A 15,121-nucleotide genomic window follows, 5' to 3' on the forward strand; every position below is an offset into this window, starting at 1 on the left:
GTAATGTCGATGACAGCAAGACAATCTTTACCCCGAACTGTTGTAAGGACGGCTCAATTACCGAATCGTAATGACATGCTGCGCCGCAGCAAACTATCATGCGCGCCGGCCGCAATCCGCCGCCGCTTTGAAAACGTGCATGGCAATATGCTGCGCATCCCGACGGAGAAAGCGATGTGTTTCGATCAATTCAAGCAGGCTGCGCCGTGGCTGCTGCTGGCCGCACTGGCGCCCGCCACGGTGCGCGCCGATGAACTGCCGCAGGAAGAAACCTGGAACGCCCACGCCCAGGCCACCTATGTCTGGCAGCTCAAGCCATCCTTCCCGGCCTCCTACAGCGGGCCGGCCAGCCTGCTGCCGCAGCGCGAGACCGGCTATTCCTTCAGCGCCACCGCCGCCTTCGGCCTGCGTCCGTGGGCCGGGGCCGAGCTCTACCTCGATCCGGAACTGGTGCAGGGCAAGGCGTTCTCGAACCTGCACGGCCTGGGCGGCATGAGCAATGGCGAGCAGCAGAAGACCAGCGGGCCGAATCCGACCCTGTACCGCGCGCGCCTGTTCCTGCGCCAGACCTGGGACCTGGGCGGCGAGCGCCAGGCGGTGGCATCGGACCTGAACCAGCTGGCCGGCGCGGTGTCCAGGCGCCGTCTCGTGCTCACCGCCGGCAACCTGGCCGTCAGCGACATCTTCGACAACAACGCCTATGCCCACGATGCCCGCAGCCAGTTCCTGAACTGGGCGCTGCTGGCGCACGGGGCCTGGGATTTCGCGGCCGACGCGCGCGGCTACAGCTGGGGCGCGGCGCTGGAATACATCGACGGCCCCTGGGCGCTGCGCGGCGGGCGCTTCCTGGTGCCGGCCGAGTCGAACGGCCTGGCGCTCGACAAGCGCATCTTCCGCCACTACGGCGACCAGCTCGAACTCGAACGCGCCACCGCCTGGCTGGGCCAGCCCGGCAAGCTGCGCCTGCTGGTGTTCCGCGACCGCGCGCGCATGGGGGGATTTGGCGACGCGCTGGCGGCGGCCGGCGGCGGCGTGCCGGACGTGGCGCAGGTGCGCCGCGAACGCAGCAAGCTCGGCGCCGGCCTCAATGCCGAACAGGCGCTCGGCGAGGACGCCGGCCTGTTCGTGCGCGCCAGCTGGAACGACGGGAAGTCGGAAACCTATGCCTTCGCCGAGATCGAGCGCTCGCTGTCGGCAGGGCTTACGCTGCAGGGCTCGGCGTGGGGACGCGCCGGCGACACGCTCGGCCTGGCCCTGGTGCGGAATAGCCTGTCGGCGGCGCACCGCGCCTACCTGGCCGCCGGCGGCGTCGGCGCCTTCATCGGCGACGGCCGCCTGGACTACCGGCCGGAATCGATCGCCGAGGCGTATTACCGGATTCCGCTGGCCGCGGGCGCCGCGCTGTCGCTGGACTTCCAGCACATCGCCAACCCCGGCTACAACCGGGCGCGCGGGCCGGTCGACGTCGGCTCGCTGCGCCTGCATATCGCCTACTGAGAACCCGGGCTCAGTCGCCCAGGAACATCTCCTGCAGGTCGTTCAGGAAGCGCTGTCCCAGTTCGGTCGGCCTGATGAGCTTGAAGTCGCGGTAGATCAGGCCCTTGGCCTCGGCCTCGTTCAGGGCCTTCTCGATGGCGGTAATCGACATGCCGGTGCGCTCGCCGAACAGGTTCGGGTCGAAGCCTTCGGTCAGGCGGAGCAGGTTGAGCATGAACTCGAAGCCCATCTCGCCGCGCGCGATCTCGCGTTCCTCGTGCACCGCGTTGCCCTTCTGCGCCGCCTCGATGAAGGAAGCCGGCTGCTTGTAGCGCGCCTGGCGCAGCACGCGGTGCGGGAAGGACAGCTTGGAGTGGGCGCCGGCCCCGATGCCGAGATAGTCGCCGAAGGTCCAGTAGTTCAGGTTATGGCGCGCGCGGTGGCCCGGCTTCGCATACGCCGACACCTCGTAGTGCTCGTACCCTGCCCCGGCCATCGTCTCGAGGATCATGTCCTGGATGTCGGCGCTCTCGTCGTCGCTGGGCAGCTGCGGCGGATACTTCGCGAACACGGTGTTCGGCTCCATCGTCAGGTGATACAGCGACAGGTGCGGCGGCGCGAAGCCCAGCGCGGTCTCGATGTCGCGCCGCGCTTCCTCGAGCGTCTGGCCGGGCAGCGCGTACATCAGGTCGAGGTTGAAGTTGTCGAAATTCGCCTGCGCTATCTCGACCGCGCGCCGGGCTTCGTTCTCGTCGTGGATGCGGCCCAGCGCCTGCAGGTGCCGGCCATTGAAACTCTGGATGCCGATCGACAGGCGGTTGATGCCGCTGGCGCGGTAGGCCTTGAATTTCTCGGCCTCGAAGGTGCCGGGATTCGCTTCCATCGTGATCTCGGCATTGATCTCGAGCGGCAGCAGGGTGCGCAGGTCGGACAGCAGGCGGTCCAGTCCCGCGGCCGACATCAGGCTCGGCGTGCCGCCGCCGATGAAGACGGTGTGGATCTTGCGGCCCCAGATCAGCGGCAGCGACTGCTCGAGGTCGGCGCGCAGCGCGTCCAGGTATTCCTGCTCCGGGATCGGGCCCTTCGACTCGTGCGAATTGAAGTCGCAGTAGGGGCACTTGCGCACGCACCAGGGCCAGTGGATGTACAGCGACAGCGGCGGCAGCGCCGCCAGGTTCAGGGAACCGGGCTGCAGGTATTGCAGGGCGGCGGTGGCGGGCGAACGCGGCTCGAGGTTCGCCGCGATGCCATTGCCGACGGGTTTGATCGGGATCATTTCAGGAGCTCGCCCAGTTTATCGACCAGGACCCGGATCGCCTGGCCGCGGTGGGAAATCGCATTCTTTTCGGACGGCTCGAGCTCGGCGGTGGTCCTGCCGAGTTCCGGGATCAGGAAATAAGGGTCGTAGCCGAAGCCGTTGGCGCCGCGCGGCGTGTCGACGATCCGGCCGCGCCAGACGCCGTCGGCGATCACCGGCTGCGGATCGTCGGCATGGCGCACGTAGACCAGCACGCAGTAGTAATAGGCCGACCGGTCGGCGTGGCCGGCGAGATCCTGGATCAGCTTGTCGTTGTTGCGGGCGTCCGACTTCGGCTCGCCGGCATAGCGCGCCGACAGCACGCCGGGCGCACCGCCGAGGGCGTTCACGCAGACGCCGGAATCGTCGGCCAGCGCCGGCAGTCCGGTCAGGCGCGCGGCGTGGCGGGCCTTCTGCAGCGCGTTCTCGATGAAGGTGCCGAAGGGCTCCTCGGCTTCGGGAACGTCGAATTCGCCCTGCGGATGCAGTTCGAAACCGATCGGCGCCAGCAGCTGGGCAAATTCCTTGAGCTTGCCTGCGTTGTTGGAGGCAAGGATGAGGCGTTGGGTCATGATGTGTTCGGGTAGCGCGGGGAAGGCGCTATTTTAACGCCGCGGGCGCCTGGCCGTCGCCGAGCAGCAAGGGCTTGAGGACTTCGAAGTCGATCGGTTTTGTCAGGTGATGGTCGAAACCGGCATCGAAGGCGCGCTCGCGGTCTTTTTCCTGGCCCCAGCCGGTGGTGGCGATCAGGGTCCTGGCCATACCTCCGGGCAAGGCCCGCAGGCGGCGCGCCAGCTCGTAGCCATTCATGTCGGGCAGGCCGATATCGAGCAGGACCACGGCCGGATCGGCGATGGCGATGAGTTCCAGCGCCTGCATTCCCGAATGCGCGACCACGACCTTGCAACCGGACAGTTCGAGCGCCATTGCCAGCGTCTCGGCCGCATCCTGGTTATCGTCGACCACCAGGATGCGCACGCGGGCGGCGTCGGCAATCGCGGGCGCCGCCGCGGCCGGGCAGGAAGCGCCCACGGCAAGCGGCAGGCGCACGGTGAAGGTACTGCCCTTGTGCAGTCCCGCGCTCTCCGCCCCGATGCTGCCGCCGTGCAGTTCGACGATCCCGCGCACCAGCGCCAGGCCGATGCCGAGGCCACCCTTGGAGCGCTCCAGCGCCGGCTCGAGTTGCGAGAACATGTCGAACACGGTGGCGAGCGCGCTTGCGGGAATGCCGATGCCGTTGTCGCAGACCCGTATCTCCGCCAGCTCCGGCGTACAGGCCAGGTGCAGCTCGATCCGGCCGCCGTCCGGCGTGTACTTGGCGGCATTGGTCAGCAGATTCAGCACCACCTGGGCGAGCCTGGTCGCGTCGCCGTCCACGACCACCGGTGCGTCGCAGATAAACAGCTGCAAGTCATGCCGCGCCGTCCGCATCGTCTCGGCCAGGTCCTGTGCGGCGCTGCGCACCAGCGCGGACAGCTCGAGCGGCGCCCGGCGCAGCTGCATGCGTCCCTGCGTGATCCGCGAGACTTCCATCAGGTCGTCGACCAGCCGCGTGAGATGGCGCAGCTGGCGGTCGAACACCTGCAGCAGGCGGCCTTCGCCCGCCTGCCCGAACTTCAGCTTGAAGACGTCGAGTGCGCTGCGCATGGGCGCCAGCGGATTGCGCAGTTCGTGCGAAAGGGTGGCCAGGAATTCGTCCTTCCGTCGATCCGCCGCCGACAGCTGCGTGTTCAGCTTCTTCAGCTCGGCTTCGGCCGCTTCCGCGGCCTTGCGTGCAGCCAGCAGTTCGCGCTCGTAAGCGCGCCGGTCGGACGCCTTGAACAAGGCCCAATGATCGACGATCCCGCCCGCCTCCTGGCGCCGCATGATGTTGATCAGCATGGGCAAGCGTTCCTGGCGGCGGTTGCGCAGCTCGACCTGCACCTCGGCCACCGAGCCTTGTACTTGAAGGATCGGCTGGCAATGCGTGTTATAGAAAAGGCGAGCGCCGATCGGCAGCAATTCCTGCGCGCGCATTTTCCCGACGAGGTCGCTCTCGTCGTAGCCGAGCCAGCTGCAGGCCGTGCTGTTTGCCCTGAGTATCAGGCCATCGCTGGCGGTGAGCAGCAGGGCGCACGCTGCGTGATCGAATAATGTGTCACCGGAAGGCGATTCTGCCATCACAACAGGTCAGCGCAGGGTGTGCGCGAGGAAGTGATCGATCGCACGCGAGCTTTCGGTGGGCGCGCTCATGTGCGGGCAATGGCCGACGTTGTCGATGATGTGCAGCGTGCTGACCGGCAGCTTGCGGTGCAGGAACTCCCCTACCGAACGGGGCGCCACGATGTCGTCGGTGCACTGCAGGATCAGCGCCGGCACGGTCGAGCGCGCCACGTCCGAACGATGGTCGGACAGGAAGGTAACGCGGGCGAAGTGCTTGGCGATCTCGGGGTCGTTGCGGCAGAAGCTGCTGGTCAGTTCCGCGCGCAGCTCGGGACGATCCGGCACACCCATGATCGCCGGCGCCATGTTGCTGGACCAGCCGAGGTAATTCGCGTCCATCGTTTCCAGCAACTCGTCGATATCCTCGCGATCGAAGCCGCCGATATAGTCGCCGTCGTTGATGTAGCACGGCGACGGGCCGACCATGATCTGGGCGCTGAACTTGTGTGGCGCCTTGATCGTGGCAAGCAGGCCGATCATCGTACTGACGGAGTGGCCGACGAAGATCACGGGGCCGCTTGCGAACTCGTCGATGATCTCCAGCAGGTCGTCGGCGTAGCCGTGCAGGCTGCCATATTTGTCACGGTCGTACGCCGACAGGTCCGAACGCCCGCTGCCGACGTGATCGAATTCAATTGTACGGAAACGTTCCTCGTAGGCCGGCGCGAGAAAGCGCCACATGGTTTGATCGCACCCGAATCCGTGAGCAAACACCATGGTCGCCGCGCCTTTGCCAGAGACATGAACGTTGTTGCGGTTCTTCACGAGCGACATCGTTTAGTTTCTCTTACAAAATTTAACATTCGGAATTATACGCATTAATGCTGAGTACAGGCGCCAACATGCCGCGTCCTCGTCGGGAATCCTTGACATCTCCTTAAGCGGTACTAGGCTGATTCATCGGCCAAGCGAGGCCGACATTCTGAAGGAGACATCATGGACGCACAGCAAAACAAGCAACTGGTGCAGGAAGCCTACCGGATGTTCCAGAGCGGCGATATCCGGGGCATCATCGACCGCTGCACCGACGACGCCGAATGGACCAGTCCGGAATCGGAAGTTGTGCCTTTCGCCGGCAGCTTCCACGGCAAGCAGGGCATTGCCGAGTTCTTCGGCAAGCTCGATGCGAGCACACAGGCGATCCGCTTCGAGCCCCGCGAATTCATTGCGGAAGGGGACAAGGTCGTGGTGCTGGGGCATGCCACCTGGCACGTCAAGTCGACCGGGCGCGAACTGGACACGCCATGGGTCCACGTGTTCACCCTACGTGACGGCAAATTCGCCCGCTTCGAAGCGCACAGCAATACGGCGGCGGCCAATCGGGCGTTCCAGCCGGAACAGCCAAGCCAGGCGTCGATGGGAAGCCAGTTGCATCACTGAGTTGCATCACTGAGCCGCTTCACCGATCCGCGCAAGGAGTCGCGGCGCGACGCCTTCCCTGGTCATTTTGACCTTCCTGATCGTGCCGTCCTCGTTGAAATACAGCCGGTCGATGGCCATCTCGCGGTGATGGCCATTCTTGTCGTCCAGCGGACGCCGGTGATAGACGATATACCAGTCATCGGTGCCCGGGATATTCACCACCGAGTGATGCCCCGCTCCCCTGGCGATCCTGTCGTCCTGCTCCAGGATCGTGCCGATGCGCCTGAACGGCCCGATCGGCGAGGCGCCCATCGCATAGGCGACGCGGTAGTCCGGCCCGGTCCATCCGCCTTCCGACCACATCAGGTAATACACGCCCTTGCGCTTGGCCATGAAGGAGCCTTCCACATACGCGGGATCCGGCGTGATTTCCTTGTAGGTCTCCCCGTCCGGGAATGGGACCAGGCCGAGCAGGTCCGGCGCCAGCTTCACCACGTTCGCGTGCTTCCAGCCGCCGTAATACATGTAGATCTGGCCGTCGTCGTCCTTGAAGACCATCTGGTCGATCGGCTGGGCGCCGTTGCGGATCTCGCCGATCAGCGGGTGGCCGAGCGCATCCCTGAACGGGCCTTCGGGACGGTCGCTGACCGCGACGCCGATGCCCCCGGGCTGGCCCTTGCCCTGGATATCGTTGGCGCCGAAGAACAGGTAGTACTTGCCCTTGTGTTCGATGGCCGAGGGCGCCCACATCGCGTAGGCGGCCCAGGCGACGTTCGCGACGTCGAGCACGTGCGCATGCTTGGTCCAGTGCACCAGGTCGGGCGACGAGAAGGCGTCCAGGAAGGTCTGCCTGAGGTAGGTCTCGAAGACGATGCCCGGCTGGGCGCGCATGCGCTGCTGTTCGGGCGTGAAGGACCGCGATCGGTCCGGCTTGCCATAATCGTCGGAATAGGTCGGATAGATCCAGTACTGGCCCTGGAAGATGCGGATTTCCGGATCGGCGTACCAGCCGGGGACGATCGGGTTGGCGGCATGCGCGAGCGTGCCGGCGGCGGCCAGCAGCAGCGCAAGCAGGCTGCGGGGGCGCCGCAGGCCGGGCGCGCTCATCCCACCAGTCCCAGCGCCCGCTTCTGCACGGTCACCAGCTCGCGCACGCCCTGTTCGGCCAGGTCCAGCAGGCGGTTCATGCCGGCGCGCGAGAAGGCCGCGCCTTCGGCCGTGCCCTGCACTTCGACGAAGTGGCCGAGGTCGGTCATGACCACGTTCATGTCGGTGTCGCAGTTCGAGTCTTCGATGTAGTCGAGGTCGAGCACCGGCATGCCCTGGTAGACGCCCACCGAGACCGCCGCCACGAACTGCTTGACCGGCACCGACGCGATCAGGCCGCGGCCGACCAGGGCGTTGAAGGCGTCATAGGCCGCCACCATCGCACCGGTGATCGAGGCGGTGCGGGTCCCGCCGTCGGCCTGGATCACGTCGCAGTCCAGGTGCAGGGTGCGCTCGCCGAACGCTTCCAGGTCGAAGGCCGCGCGCAGCGAACGGCCGATCAGGCGCTGGATCTCCTGGGTGCGGCCGGACTGCTTGCCGCGCGCCGCCTCGCGGTCCATGCGCGTGTGGGTCGAGCGCGGCAGCATGCCGTATTCGGCGGTCAGCCAGCCCTGCCCTTTGCCCTTCAGGAAGCCCGGCACCTTCTCTTCGATGCTGGCGGTGCAGATCACCTTGGTGTCGCCGCATTCGATCAGCACCGAACCCTCGGCGTGCTTGGTGTACTGGCGGGTCAGGCGGATGGCGCGCAGCTGGTCGACGGCGCGGTTGCTGGGGCGGGCGGTGAAAGTCATGCGGGTCCTTGTTATTTGAGTAGCTGTGATGATTTTTCGATCGCGTCGCGGATCTCGGCGATCGCCTTTTCGATGTCCTCGTCGCCGAAGTCCTCGGCGTCCTGGCCGATTGCCGCGGGCTGCTCGGCCAGGCGGGTCGTCACCTCGCCTTCGGACAGCAGCATGGTCGAGACCACGCTGTCGTCGCCGGGGCCGGCAGGATCGGACGACTGCGCGCCGGCGCCCTGCCACTGGATGGCCAGCGCCGTGGTGTTGTCGCCGCGCGAGCCGGCGATCGCGGTCGCCATGCCGATCATGTCCGGCACCGCCTGCACGATGGTGTGGGTGGAGAGCTGGTGCACGATCTCGGTGTCGGGCAGGATGCCCCACAGGCCGTCCGAGCAGAGCAGCAGCACGTCGCCCGGCTCCAGGCTGGCCTGGCGCGACAGCTCGACTTTCGGCGGCGTCGACGCGCCCAGGCAGCTGTACAGCTTGTTGCGGTCCGGGTGCGTGTTGCGCTCGCCGGGGTCGGCCAGGCCCTTGGCGATCAGGTGCTCGATGTGCGAATGATCGCGGGTGCGCGCCAGGATCTGGCCGCGCCGCAGCCAGTACAGGCGCGAGTCGCCGCAGTGCGCCCAGACGGCGCAGTTGTGCTGGACCAGGCAGGCGACGATGGTGGTGCGCGGGCTGTCCGCCATCGCGTGCTCGCGGGCGTAGCGCTGGATCGCTTCGTGGGCCTGCTCGAAGGCCTCTTCCAGGAAGCGCTCGGGCTTCTTCACATACAGCGTGGCCTGGCTGCGGAACAGGGTCGACATGGTCTGCAGCGCGATGCTGGCAGCGACCTCGCCGCGCTGGTGGCCGCCCATGCCGTCGGCCAGCACCAGCAGCAGCGCCTCGCGTGTGTAGCTGTAGCCCATCCGGTCCTGGTTGATCTTGCGGCCGCCGATATGGCTTTGCTGGTAGACGGAAAACTGCATGGGCTTCCTAAGCGAATGGGTTGATGCGGTTGACCAGGCTGCGCCAGCCGGATGCCGGCGGCCGCGCCTGCGCCACCGCAGCGCCCGCCGCGCCGGCGCTGAATCCGGCCTGCAGCACCTTCTGCACCGCGAACACGCTCTGCGGACGCGCCAGCGGATCGAGCGCCAGGCAGGACCGCAGCATCGCCACCAGCTCCGCCGAATAGGCCGCTTCGATCCTGTCGATGCGGGCCGCCATCTCGTCCTGGGTCTTGCGCTGGTCGGCCGGCTGCGGCGGCGCGCCGGCCATGCAGGCGTAGATCGCCGCGCCGATGCTGTAGATGTCGGTCCAGGGGCCGAGCATGGCGCCCTTGATGTAAAGGTCGGGAGCCGCGAAGCCCGGCGTGTACATCGGCGCGAGGGTCGGCAGGTCGGTGTTGATGGTCTGGCGCGCGGCGCCGAAGTCCAGCAGCAGGGGCGTGCCGTCGGTACGCAGGTAGATGTTGGCCGGCTTCAGGTCGAGGTGCAGCAGCTTGTTGGCGTGGACCTCGCGCAGGCCGCCGCAGACCCCGTTGAAGGCCTGGCGGATGAAGCCCTCGCTGGCGCGCTGTCCGCGGGCCAGCAGACGCGAGATCTGCTCCTGCAGCGAGTGGCCCGACTCGTAGGCCATGACCATATACACCGTGTCGTTGGCGCGGAAGAAGTTCAGGACCCGCACCACGTTCGGGTGGACGATCTTCGCCAGCGCCCTGCCCTCCTCGAAAAAGCACTTCAGGCCGATGCGGAAGACCGGCAGGTTGGCCTTCGAGATGACCGGGACAAGCTCGCCTGGCTGGCGCAGCGCCAGGGCGCTGGGCAGGTATTCCTTGATGGCGACCGCGTTGCCGTCGCCGTCATATGCAAGATAAACAATACTGAACCCGCCGGACGCAATTTTCTTTACAATGCGATATCCGCCAATTTCCAGCCCTTCGGGCAGGGGAGCGTTATTTTGTGCAGCCATCTGGGAAAGTATTCCTTGCGTAACACGGCGATTGTGTGGATAAATCACCGCTTTGTAAAGAATAAAGGAGCCACGTGGAGCGTCTAAGAAAACCTTCAGGGCAAGGCGCGTCGTCGAAGACCGTACGCAAGTACGGCGAGACGATGCAACGCCGCCATGGAGGTTTTGTTAGGCGCTCAGGTTCCGTGATTATCCGGGGACTCAATTGAGCATTTCTAGCATGACAGGTTATGCGGTCGCCACCAGCGAAGGCGCTGCCGGCACCCTCACGATCGAGATCAAGAGCGTCAACTCGCGCTTCCTCGATCTGCAGTTCCGCATCAACGACGAGCTGCGTGCGCTCGAACCGGACCTGCGCTCGGCGATCATGGCTGCGATCACGCGCGGCAAGGTGGAAGTCCGCCTCTCGTTCGGCCGCAAGGCGGCGAGCGGCTCCCAGGTGCTGAACCATGAACTGCTGGCCGACCTGGCGCGGCTGCAGGGCGAGGTCACGCGCCACTTCGTGTCCGCTCCCCCGATGACGGTGGCCGAACTGCTGCGCTGGCCGGGCGTGATCGAAGAAGCGCAAGTGGGCCAGGAATCGCTGCAGGCCGACGTCGCCGGGCTCACCCGGCAAGTGGTCGCCGCTTTCGTGGACAGCCGCAAACGCGAAGGCGCGGCGCTGGAAGCGATGCTGCTGTCGCGCATCGAGTCGATGGAAGCCATCGTCAAGCGCATCTCGCCGCTGATCCCCCAGGTGATCTCGCAGTTCCAGCAAAAGGCGGTCGAACGCATGCAGGATGCGCTGGGCCTTGCCGGCCACGGCAATCCGCAGGTGTTGACGCGACAGGAAGTCTTCGAGCGGATTCGCCAGGAAGTCACTTTGTACGGCATCCGCATCGACGTCTCCGAAGAGCTGTCGCGCCTGACCGCGCACCTGAACGAGACCCGGCACATCCTCCAGAAAGGCGGCCAGGTCGGCAAGCGCCTGGACTTCATGATGCAGGAACTGAACCGCGAAGCGAACACGCTGGGCGCCAAGGCCTCGGTCAAGGAACTGGCGGACGCGTCGATGGAGCTCAAGCTGCTTATTGAGCAGATGCGCGAACAGGTACAGAATCTTGAATAATCGAGGGTCGGAGCCCGGTTTTCACGGGTGGGCTCTGACCCCGACTGAATAACGCCGGGCAAATTGCACGACACGCGTGGGCACGGGGTGTCCACCCTACGCTGTGTAGGGTGGGCACCCCGTGCCCACCTTTAATTCCGAAACACACGTAGCAAAGGAACAAGCATGCACACCAACGCATTCTCCGGCAGCCTCTTCATTGTCGCCGCCCCTTCCGGCGCCGGCAAGTCGACCCTGGTCAACGCGCTGCTGGCGCAGGAGCCGGGCATCAAGCTGTCGATCTCGACGACCACGCGTCCGCCGCGTCCCGGTGAGCAGGACGGCGTCCATTACCACTTCACCACCGCCGAGGATTTCGTCGCCCGCGCCGACCGCGGCGAATTCCTGGAATGGGCTGAGGTACACGGGAATTACTACGGCACCAGCCGCCTGACCGTGGAACAGGAGATGAAGAACGGCACCGACATCCTGCTGGAGATCGACTGGCAGGGTGCGCGCCAGGTGAAGAAGCTGTTCCCGGATGCGGCCGGCATCTTCATCCTGCCGCCGTCGATCGCGGCGCTGGAGGAGCGCCTGCACAAGCGCGGCACCGACGAACCGCACATCATTACGCGACGTTTGCTGGCGGCGGGCGGCGAGATCGCTCACGCTCCCGAGTTCGAATATGCTATCATCAACGAAGAGTTCAACGTCGCCTTGTCCGAGCTGCAGGCGATTGTCAAAGCGACACGAGCACGATTCGCCCAGCAGGCGGCCCGCAATGCTTCGCTGTTCGCACAGTTAGGAATCCACGCGCATCAACCGCAAAGCTAAGACCCTCGGGGTCGGAGCCCGGTTTTCACGGGTGGGCGCTGCCCCCGACTGATCAGAACAACAGTCAGCATCAAGTCAGCCGGTCAGAAGCCGGCTTTACATCATTTCTAGGAGCACACCATGGCCCGCATCACCATCGAAGACTGCCTGAAAAACATCCCGAACCGCTTCCAGCTGACCCTGTCCGCCACCTACCGTGCGCGCCAGCTGCTGCAGGGCCACACCCCGAAAGTCGAAGCCAAGGACAAGCCGACCGTCGTCGCCCTGCGCGAAATCGCTGCCGGCAAGGTTGGCCTGGAGATGCTGAAAAAGGTCCCGATGTAATTAGCTGGGCCCGGATCCCAACTGATTATGTGCCTGAGCTCGTCGTGGCTTGGTCAGCCCCTGACTTATTCTGATATGCTGTCCCCACACAGCGGCTGATTTTCTTCGAGTATGACCTTGTCTCCACCGGATTCCATCCACTCAGGCAGCACCAAAGGCCGGCCCAGCCGGCCGGCCAACAAGCCGCAGGAAGCCGAACAGGCGCCCGCTCCGGGCGTCGCGTCGATTTCCCACCTGGCCAGCAAGCTGGCCGACTACCTCACGCCCGCCGAACTCAAGAAGGTCAAGGAAGCCTACCGCTTCTCCGACGAGATGCACCTCGGCCAGGTACGCAAGTCGGGCGAACCCTATATCTCCCACCCGATCGCCGTCGCCGAGATCTGCGCCGACTGGAAGCTGGACGCCCAGGCCATCATGGCCGCGCTGCTGCACGACGTGATCGAGGACCAGGACGTCAAGAAGGAAGAGCTGCTCGAGCGCTTCGGCCCGCAGGTCGCGAACCTGGTCGACGGCCTGTCCAAGCTCGAGAAGATCGAATTCCAGAGCGTGGTCGAGGCCCAGGCCGAGAACTTCCGCAAGATGCTGCTGGCGATGGCGTCGGACGTGCGGGTCATCCTGATCAAGCTGGCCGACCGCCTGCACAACATGCGCACGCTGGGCGTGATGGCGCCCGCGAAGAAGCGCCGCATCGCCAGCGAGACCATGGAAGTCTACGTGCCGATCGCGCACCGGCTGGGCCTGAACGACATCTACCGCGAACTGCAGGACCTGTCGTTCTCGCACCTGTACCCGCTGCGTTACCGCACGCTGGCGAAGGCGATCAAGGCCGCGCGCGGCAACCGCCGCGAAGTGGTCCGCAAGATCCTCGACGCCGTCAAGAACACGCTGGGCGCGGCCGGCATCCAGGCCGAAGTCTACGGCCGCGAAAAGACCCTGTTCGGCATCTATAAGAAAATGCGGAACAAGCACCTGTCGTTCTCGCAGGTGCTGGACGTGTACGGCTTCCGCGTGGTGGTCGACACCGTCCCGAACTGTTACGTGGCGCTCGGCACCCTGCACGCCCTGTACAAGCCGATGCCCGGCAAGTTCAAGGACTACATCGCGATCCGCAAGATCAACGGCTACCAGTCGCTGCACACCACCCTGATCGGCCCCTACGGCACCCCGGTCGAATTCCAGATCCGCACCCAGGAAATGCACCGCACCGCGGAGAGCGGCGTGGCGGCGCACTGGCTGTACAAGACCGGCGACCAGAACATGTCGGACCTGCAGCAGCGCACCCACGCCTGGCTGCAGTCCCTGCTCGACATCCAGCAGCAGACCGGCGACTCGGCCGAATTCCTCGAGCATGTCAAGGTCGACCTGTTCCCGGACTCGGTGTACGTGCTCACGCCGAAGTCGAAGATCATCGCCCTGCCGCGCGGCGCCACCCCGCTCGACTTCGCGTACTCGATCCACACCGGCATCGGCGACCATACGGTCTCCGTCAAGATCAACCACGAGCCGGCCCAGCTGCGCACCGAGCTGCGCAACGGCGACATCGTCGAGATCGAGACCGACCCGAATTCGCGTCCGAGCCCGACCTGGCTCAGTTTTGTGCGCACCGGCAAGGCGCGTTCGGCGATCCGCCACTACCTGCGCACCATCAACCTGAACGAATCGGTGGAACTGGGCCAGGAACTGCTGGCGCAGGCGCTGGGCCAGCTGGGCATCCAGAGCGAACTCCAGCAAGGCACCATCGAGAAGCTGCTGGCCGAGTCCTCGGTCAAGTCGATGGACGAGGTGTACGCCGACCTCGGCATCGGCAAGCGCATGCCGGCGCTGGTGGCGCGCCACATCTTCGGCCTGATGGACAACCAGGTCGACGCCCTGCCGGCCCAGCCCAGCAGCTCGCCCGAACTGGATCCGGTCACGATCTACGGCAGCGAAGGCGTGGCGGTGCAGCTGGCGCCCTGCTGCCTGCCGATCCCGGGCGACCAGATCGTCGGCCAGCTGCGCCGCGACCAGGGCCTGGTGGTGCACACCGGCGACTGCTCGCAGGCCAAGCGCCTGCGCGCCAAGGAACCGGACCGCTGGATCGCGGTCCAGTGGGGCACGGAGCTGAACCGCCGCTTCGACTGCCGCATCCGCCTGCTGATCAACAACGAGAAGGGCATCCTCGCCCGGGTCGCCGCCGAGATCGGCGAGTCCGACGCCAACATCACGTATGTGGGCATGGACGAGGACGACGAACACATGATGACCCAGCTGCGCTTCACCATCCAGGTGAAGGACCGCGTGCACCTGGCCCACCTGATCCGCAACCTGCGCAGGGTGGCGGGCGTGAACCGGGTCGAGCGCGAGCGGACGTAGCCAGCGAACGTGACCGTGGGCACAGGGTGCCCACGCGTTCAGCGCACCTGGGCCACATCGAACAGCGGATTCTCGATCAGGCCGATCACGTTCCCGAACGGATCCTTCAACTCCGCCACCTTGATCCCCTCCCCCACATCCTGGATCGCCTCATGCTCGCCGGCCCCGAGCGCCACGATGCGCGCGACCTCGGCCGCGATGTCGTCCACGCCCCAGTACACCACCGAGCCGCTGGTGCCCGGCGTCCCGTCCGGCACCAGGCCGAGTTCGAAGCCGCCGATGGCGAAGCCGACATAGAAGGGCTGGTCGAAGTACGGTGCGGCGCCGAACACCTCGCTGAACCAGGCCTTGGCCTTGTCGAGGTCGGACACGGGGTACTTCACGGTGCGTAATCCCTTGATCATGCTGGTC

At 65.7% G+C, this 15,121-nt stretch carries 15 protein-coding genes; 6 read left to right on the forward strand and 9 right to left on the reverse strand.

Annotation, left to right across the window (positions count from 1 at the left end; genetic code table 11):
* Positions 1-174 precede the first annotated feature (174 nt).
* Positions 175-1,497, forward strand: coding sequence for a carbohydrate porin (locus AM586_RS09420; protein WP_047823605.1), 1,323 nt, complete (start codon positions 175-177; stop codon positions 1,495-1,497).
* A 10-nt stretch (positions 1,498-1,507) separates the two neighbouring features.
* Here AM586_RS09420 and hemW read toward each other — a convergent pair whose 3' ends face one another.
* Genes hemW through AM586_RS09440 form a run of 4 tightly spaced genes read right to left on the reverse strand, consistent with a single transcriptional unit; the run spans position 1,508 to position 5,692 of the window.
* The gene (hemW, locus tag AM586_RS09425; protein WP_047823505.1) at positions 1,508-2,752 is read right to left on the reverse strand and encodes a radical SAM family heme chaperone HemW; all 1,245 of its coding nucleotides are present in this window, start codon (positions 2,750-2,752) and stop codon (positions 1,508-1,510) included.
* Positions 2,749-3,345, reverse strand: coding sequence for an RdgB/HAM1 family non-canonical purine NTP pyrophosphatase (gene rdgB / locus AM586_RS09430; RefSeq protein WP_047823502.1), 597 nt, complete (start codon positions 3,343-3,345; stop codon positions 2,749-2,751). The genes hemW and rdgB overlap by 4 nt, the downstream gene beginning before the upstream one ends.
* 28 nt (positions 3,346-3,373) lie before the next feature.
* Entirely contained in the window at positions 3,374-4,933 is a 1,560-nt protein-coding gene (locus AM586_RS09435) for an ATP-binding protein (protein ID WP_047823501.1), read from the reverse strand.
* Positions 4,934-4,942: 9 nt separating this feature from the next.
* Entirely contained in the window at positions 4,943-5,692 is a 750-nt protein-coding gene (locus tag AM586_RS09440) for an alpha/beta fold hydrolase (RefSeq protein WP_373887924.1), read from the reverse strand.
* Positions 5,693-5,911: 219 nt separating this feature from the next.
* Between AM586_RS09440 and AM586_RS09445 the strand changes: the two genes are divergently transcribed.
* Entirely contained in the window at positions 5,912-6,355 is a 444-nt protein-coding gene (locus AM586_RS09445; protein ID WP_047823497.1) for a nuclear transport factor 2 family protein, read from the forward strand.
* A gap of 6 nt (positions 6,356-6,361) precedes the next feature.
* Here AM586_RS09445 and AM586_RS09450 read toward each other — a convergent pair whose 3' ends face one another.
* The 4 genes from AM586_RS09450 to AM586_RS09465 are packed head-to-tail and all read right to left on the reverse strand — an operon-like array spanning position 6,362 to position 10,113.
* Complete coding sequence (locus AM586_RS09450; protein ID WP_047823494.1) at positions 6,362-7,444, reverse strand: glycoside hydrolase family 43 protein; 1,083 nt, start codon at positions 7,442-7,444, stop codon at positions 6,362-6,364.
* Positions 7,441-8,175, reverse strand: a complete 735-nt coding sequence (rph, locus tag AM586_RS09455; RefSeq protein WP_047823492.1) for a ribonuclease PH — start codon at positions 8,173-8,175, stop codon at positions 7,441-7,443. The genes AM586_RS09450 and rph overlap by 4 nt, the downstream gene beginning before the upstream one ends.
* Positions 8,176-8,186: 11 nt before the next feature.
* Positions 8,187-9,131 (reverse strand): PP2C family serine/threonine-protein phosphatase, encoded by a 945-nt coding sequence (locus tag AM586_RS09460; protein WP_047823490.1) that lies wholly within the window; start codon positions 9,129-9,131, stop codon positions 8,187-8,189.
* 7 nt (positions 9,132-9,138) lie between these two features.
* Positions 9,139-10,113, reverse strand: a complete 975-nt coding sequence (locus AM586_RS09465; RefSeq protein ID WP_047823488.1) for a serine/threonine-protein kinase — start codon at positions 10,111-10,113, stop codon at positions 9,139-9,141.
* A gap of 220 nt (positions 10,114-10,333) precedes the next feature.
* Here AM586_RS09465 and AM586_RS09470 point away from each other — a divergent pair, with 220 nt between their 5' ends.
* The 4 genes from AM586_RS09470 (at position 10,334) to AM586_RS09485 (ending at position 14,710) form a co-directional block, all read left to right on the forward strand.
* Positions 10,334-11,221, forward strand: coding sequence for a YicC/YloC family endoribonuclease (locus AM586_RS09470; protein WP_047823487.1), 888 nt, complete (start codon positions 10,334-10,336; stop codon positions 11,219-11,221).
* A gap of 165 nt (positions 11,222-11,386) precedes the next feature.
* On the forward strand, positions 11,387-12,034 hold the full coding sequence (gene gmk, locus AM586_RS09475) for a guanylate kinase (RefSeq protein ID WP_047823484.1): 648 nt from the start codon (positions 11,387-11,389) through the stop codon (positions 12,032-12,034).
* 120 nt (positions 12,035-12,154) lie between these two features.
* The gene (rpoZ, locus tag AM586_RS09480; RefSeq protein WP_047823482.1) at positions 12,155-12,358 is read left to right on the forward strand and encodes a DNA-directed RNA polymerase subunit omega; all 204 of its coding nucleotides are present in this window, start codon (positions 12,155-12,157) and stop codon (positions 12,356-12,358) included.
* Positions 12,359-12,469: 111 nt separating this feature from the next.
* Positions 12,470-14,710, forward strand: coding sequence for a bifunctional (p)ppGpp synthetase/guanosine-3',5'-bis(diphosphate) 3'-pyrophosphohydrolase (locus tag AM586_RS09485; protein ID WP_082439733.1), 2,241 nt, complete (start codon positions 12,470-12,472; stop codon positions 14,708-14,710).
* Positions 14,711-14,748: 38 nt separating this feature from the next.
* Here AM586_RS09485 and AM586_RS09490 read toward each other — a convergent pair whose 3' ends face one another.
* The gene (locus AM586_RS09490) at positions 14,749-15,114 is read right to left on the reverse strand and encodes a VOC family protein (RefSeq protein ID WP_047823481.1); all 366 of its coding nucleotides are present in this window, start codon (positions 15,112-15,114) and stop codon (positions 14,749-14,751) included.
* Positions 15,115-15,121 lie beyond the last annotated feature (7 nt).

Origin of the sequence: Massilia sp. WG5, from assembly GCF_001412595.2 — a bacterium.
Taxonomy (GTDB): Bacteria; Pseudomonadota; Gammaproteobacteria; order Burkholderiales; family Burkholderiaceae_D; genus Telluria.

Coding starts and splice junctions, on each gene's coding strand:
- AM586_RS09420 (WP_047823605.1), top strand. CDS start 175: ATGTGTTTCGATCAATTCAAGCAGGCTGCGCCGTGGCTGCTGCTGGCC.
- hemW (WP_047823505.1), bottom strand. CDS start 2,752: ATGATCCCGATCAAACCCGTCGGCAATGGCATCGCGGCGAACCTCGAG.
- rdgB (WP_047823502.1), bottom strand. CDS start 3,345: ATGACCCAACGCCTCATCCTTGCCTCCAACAACGCAGGCAAGCTCAAG.
- AM586_RS09435 (WP_047823501.1), bottom strand. CDS start 4,933: ATGGCAGAATCGCCTTCCGGTGACACATTATTCGATCACGCAGCGTGC.
- AM586_RS09440 (WP_373887924.1), bottom strand. CDS start 5,692: ATGGTGTTTGCTCACGGATTCGGGTGCGATCAAACCATGTGGCGCTTT.
- AM586_RS09445 (WP_047823497.1), top strand. CDS start 5,912: ATGGACGCACAGCAAAACAAGCAACTGGTGCAGGAAGCCTACCGGATG.
- AM586_RS09450 (WP_047823494.1), bottom strand. CDS start 7,444: ATGAGCGCGCCCGGCCTGCGGCGCCCCCGCAGCCTGCTTGCGCTGCTG.
- rph (WP_047823492.1), bottom strand. CDS start 8,175: ATGACTTTCACCGCCCGCCCCAGCAACCGCGCCGTCGACCAGCTGCGC.
- AM586_RS09460 (WP_047823490.1), bottom strand. CDS start 9,131: ATGCAGTTTTCCGTCTACCAGCAAAGCCATATCGGCGGCCGCAAGATC.
- AM586_RS09465 (WP_047823488.1), bottom strand. CDS start 10,113: ATGGCTGCACAAAATAACGCTCCCCTGCCCGAAGGGCTGGAAATTGGC.
- AM586_RS09470 (WP_047823487.1), top strand. CDS start 10,334: ATGACAGGTTATGCGGTCGCCACCAGCGAAGGCGCTGCCGGCACCCTC.
- gmk (WP_047823484.1), top strand. CDS start 11,387: ATGCACACCAACGCATTCTCCGGCAGCCTCTTCATTGTCGCCGCCCCT.
- rpoZ (WP_047823482.1), top strand. CDS start 12,155: ATGGCCCGCATCACCATCGAAGACTGCCTGAAAAACATCCCGAACCGC.
- AM586_RS09485 (WP_082439733.1), top strand. CDS start 12,470: ATGACCTTGTCTCCACCGGATTCCATCCACTCAGGCAGCACCAAAGGC.
- AM586_RS09490 (WP_047823481.1), bottom strand. CDS start 15,114: ATGATCAAGGGATTACGCACCGTGAAGTACCCCGTGTCCGACCTCGAC.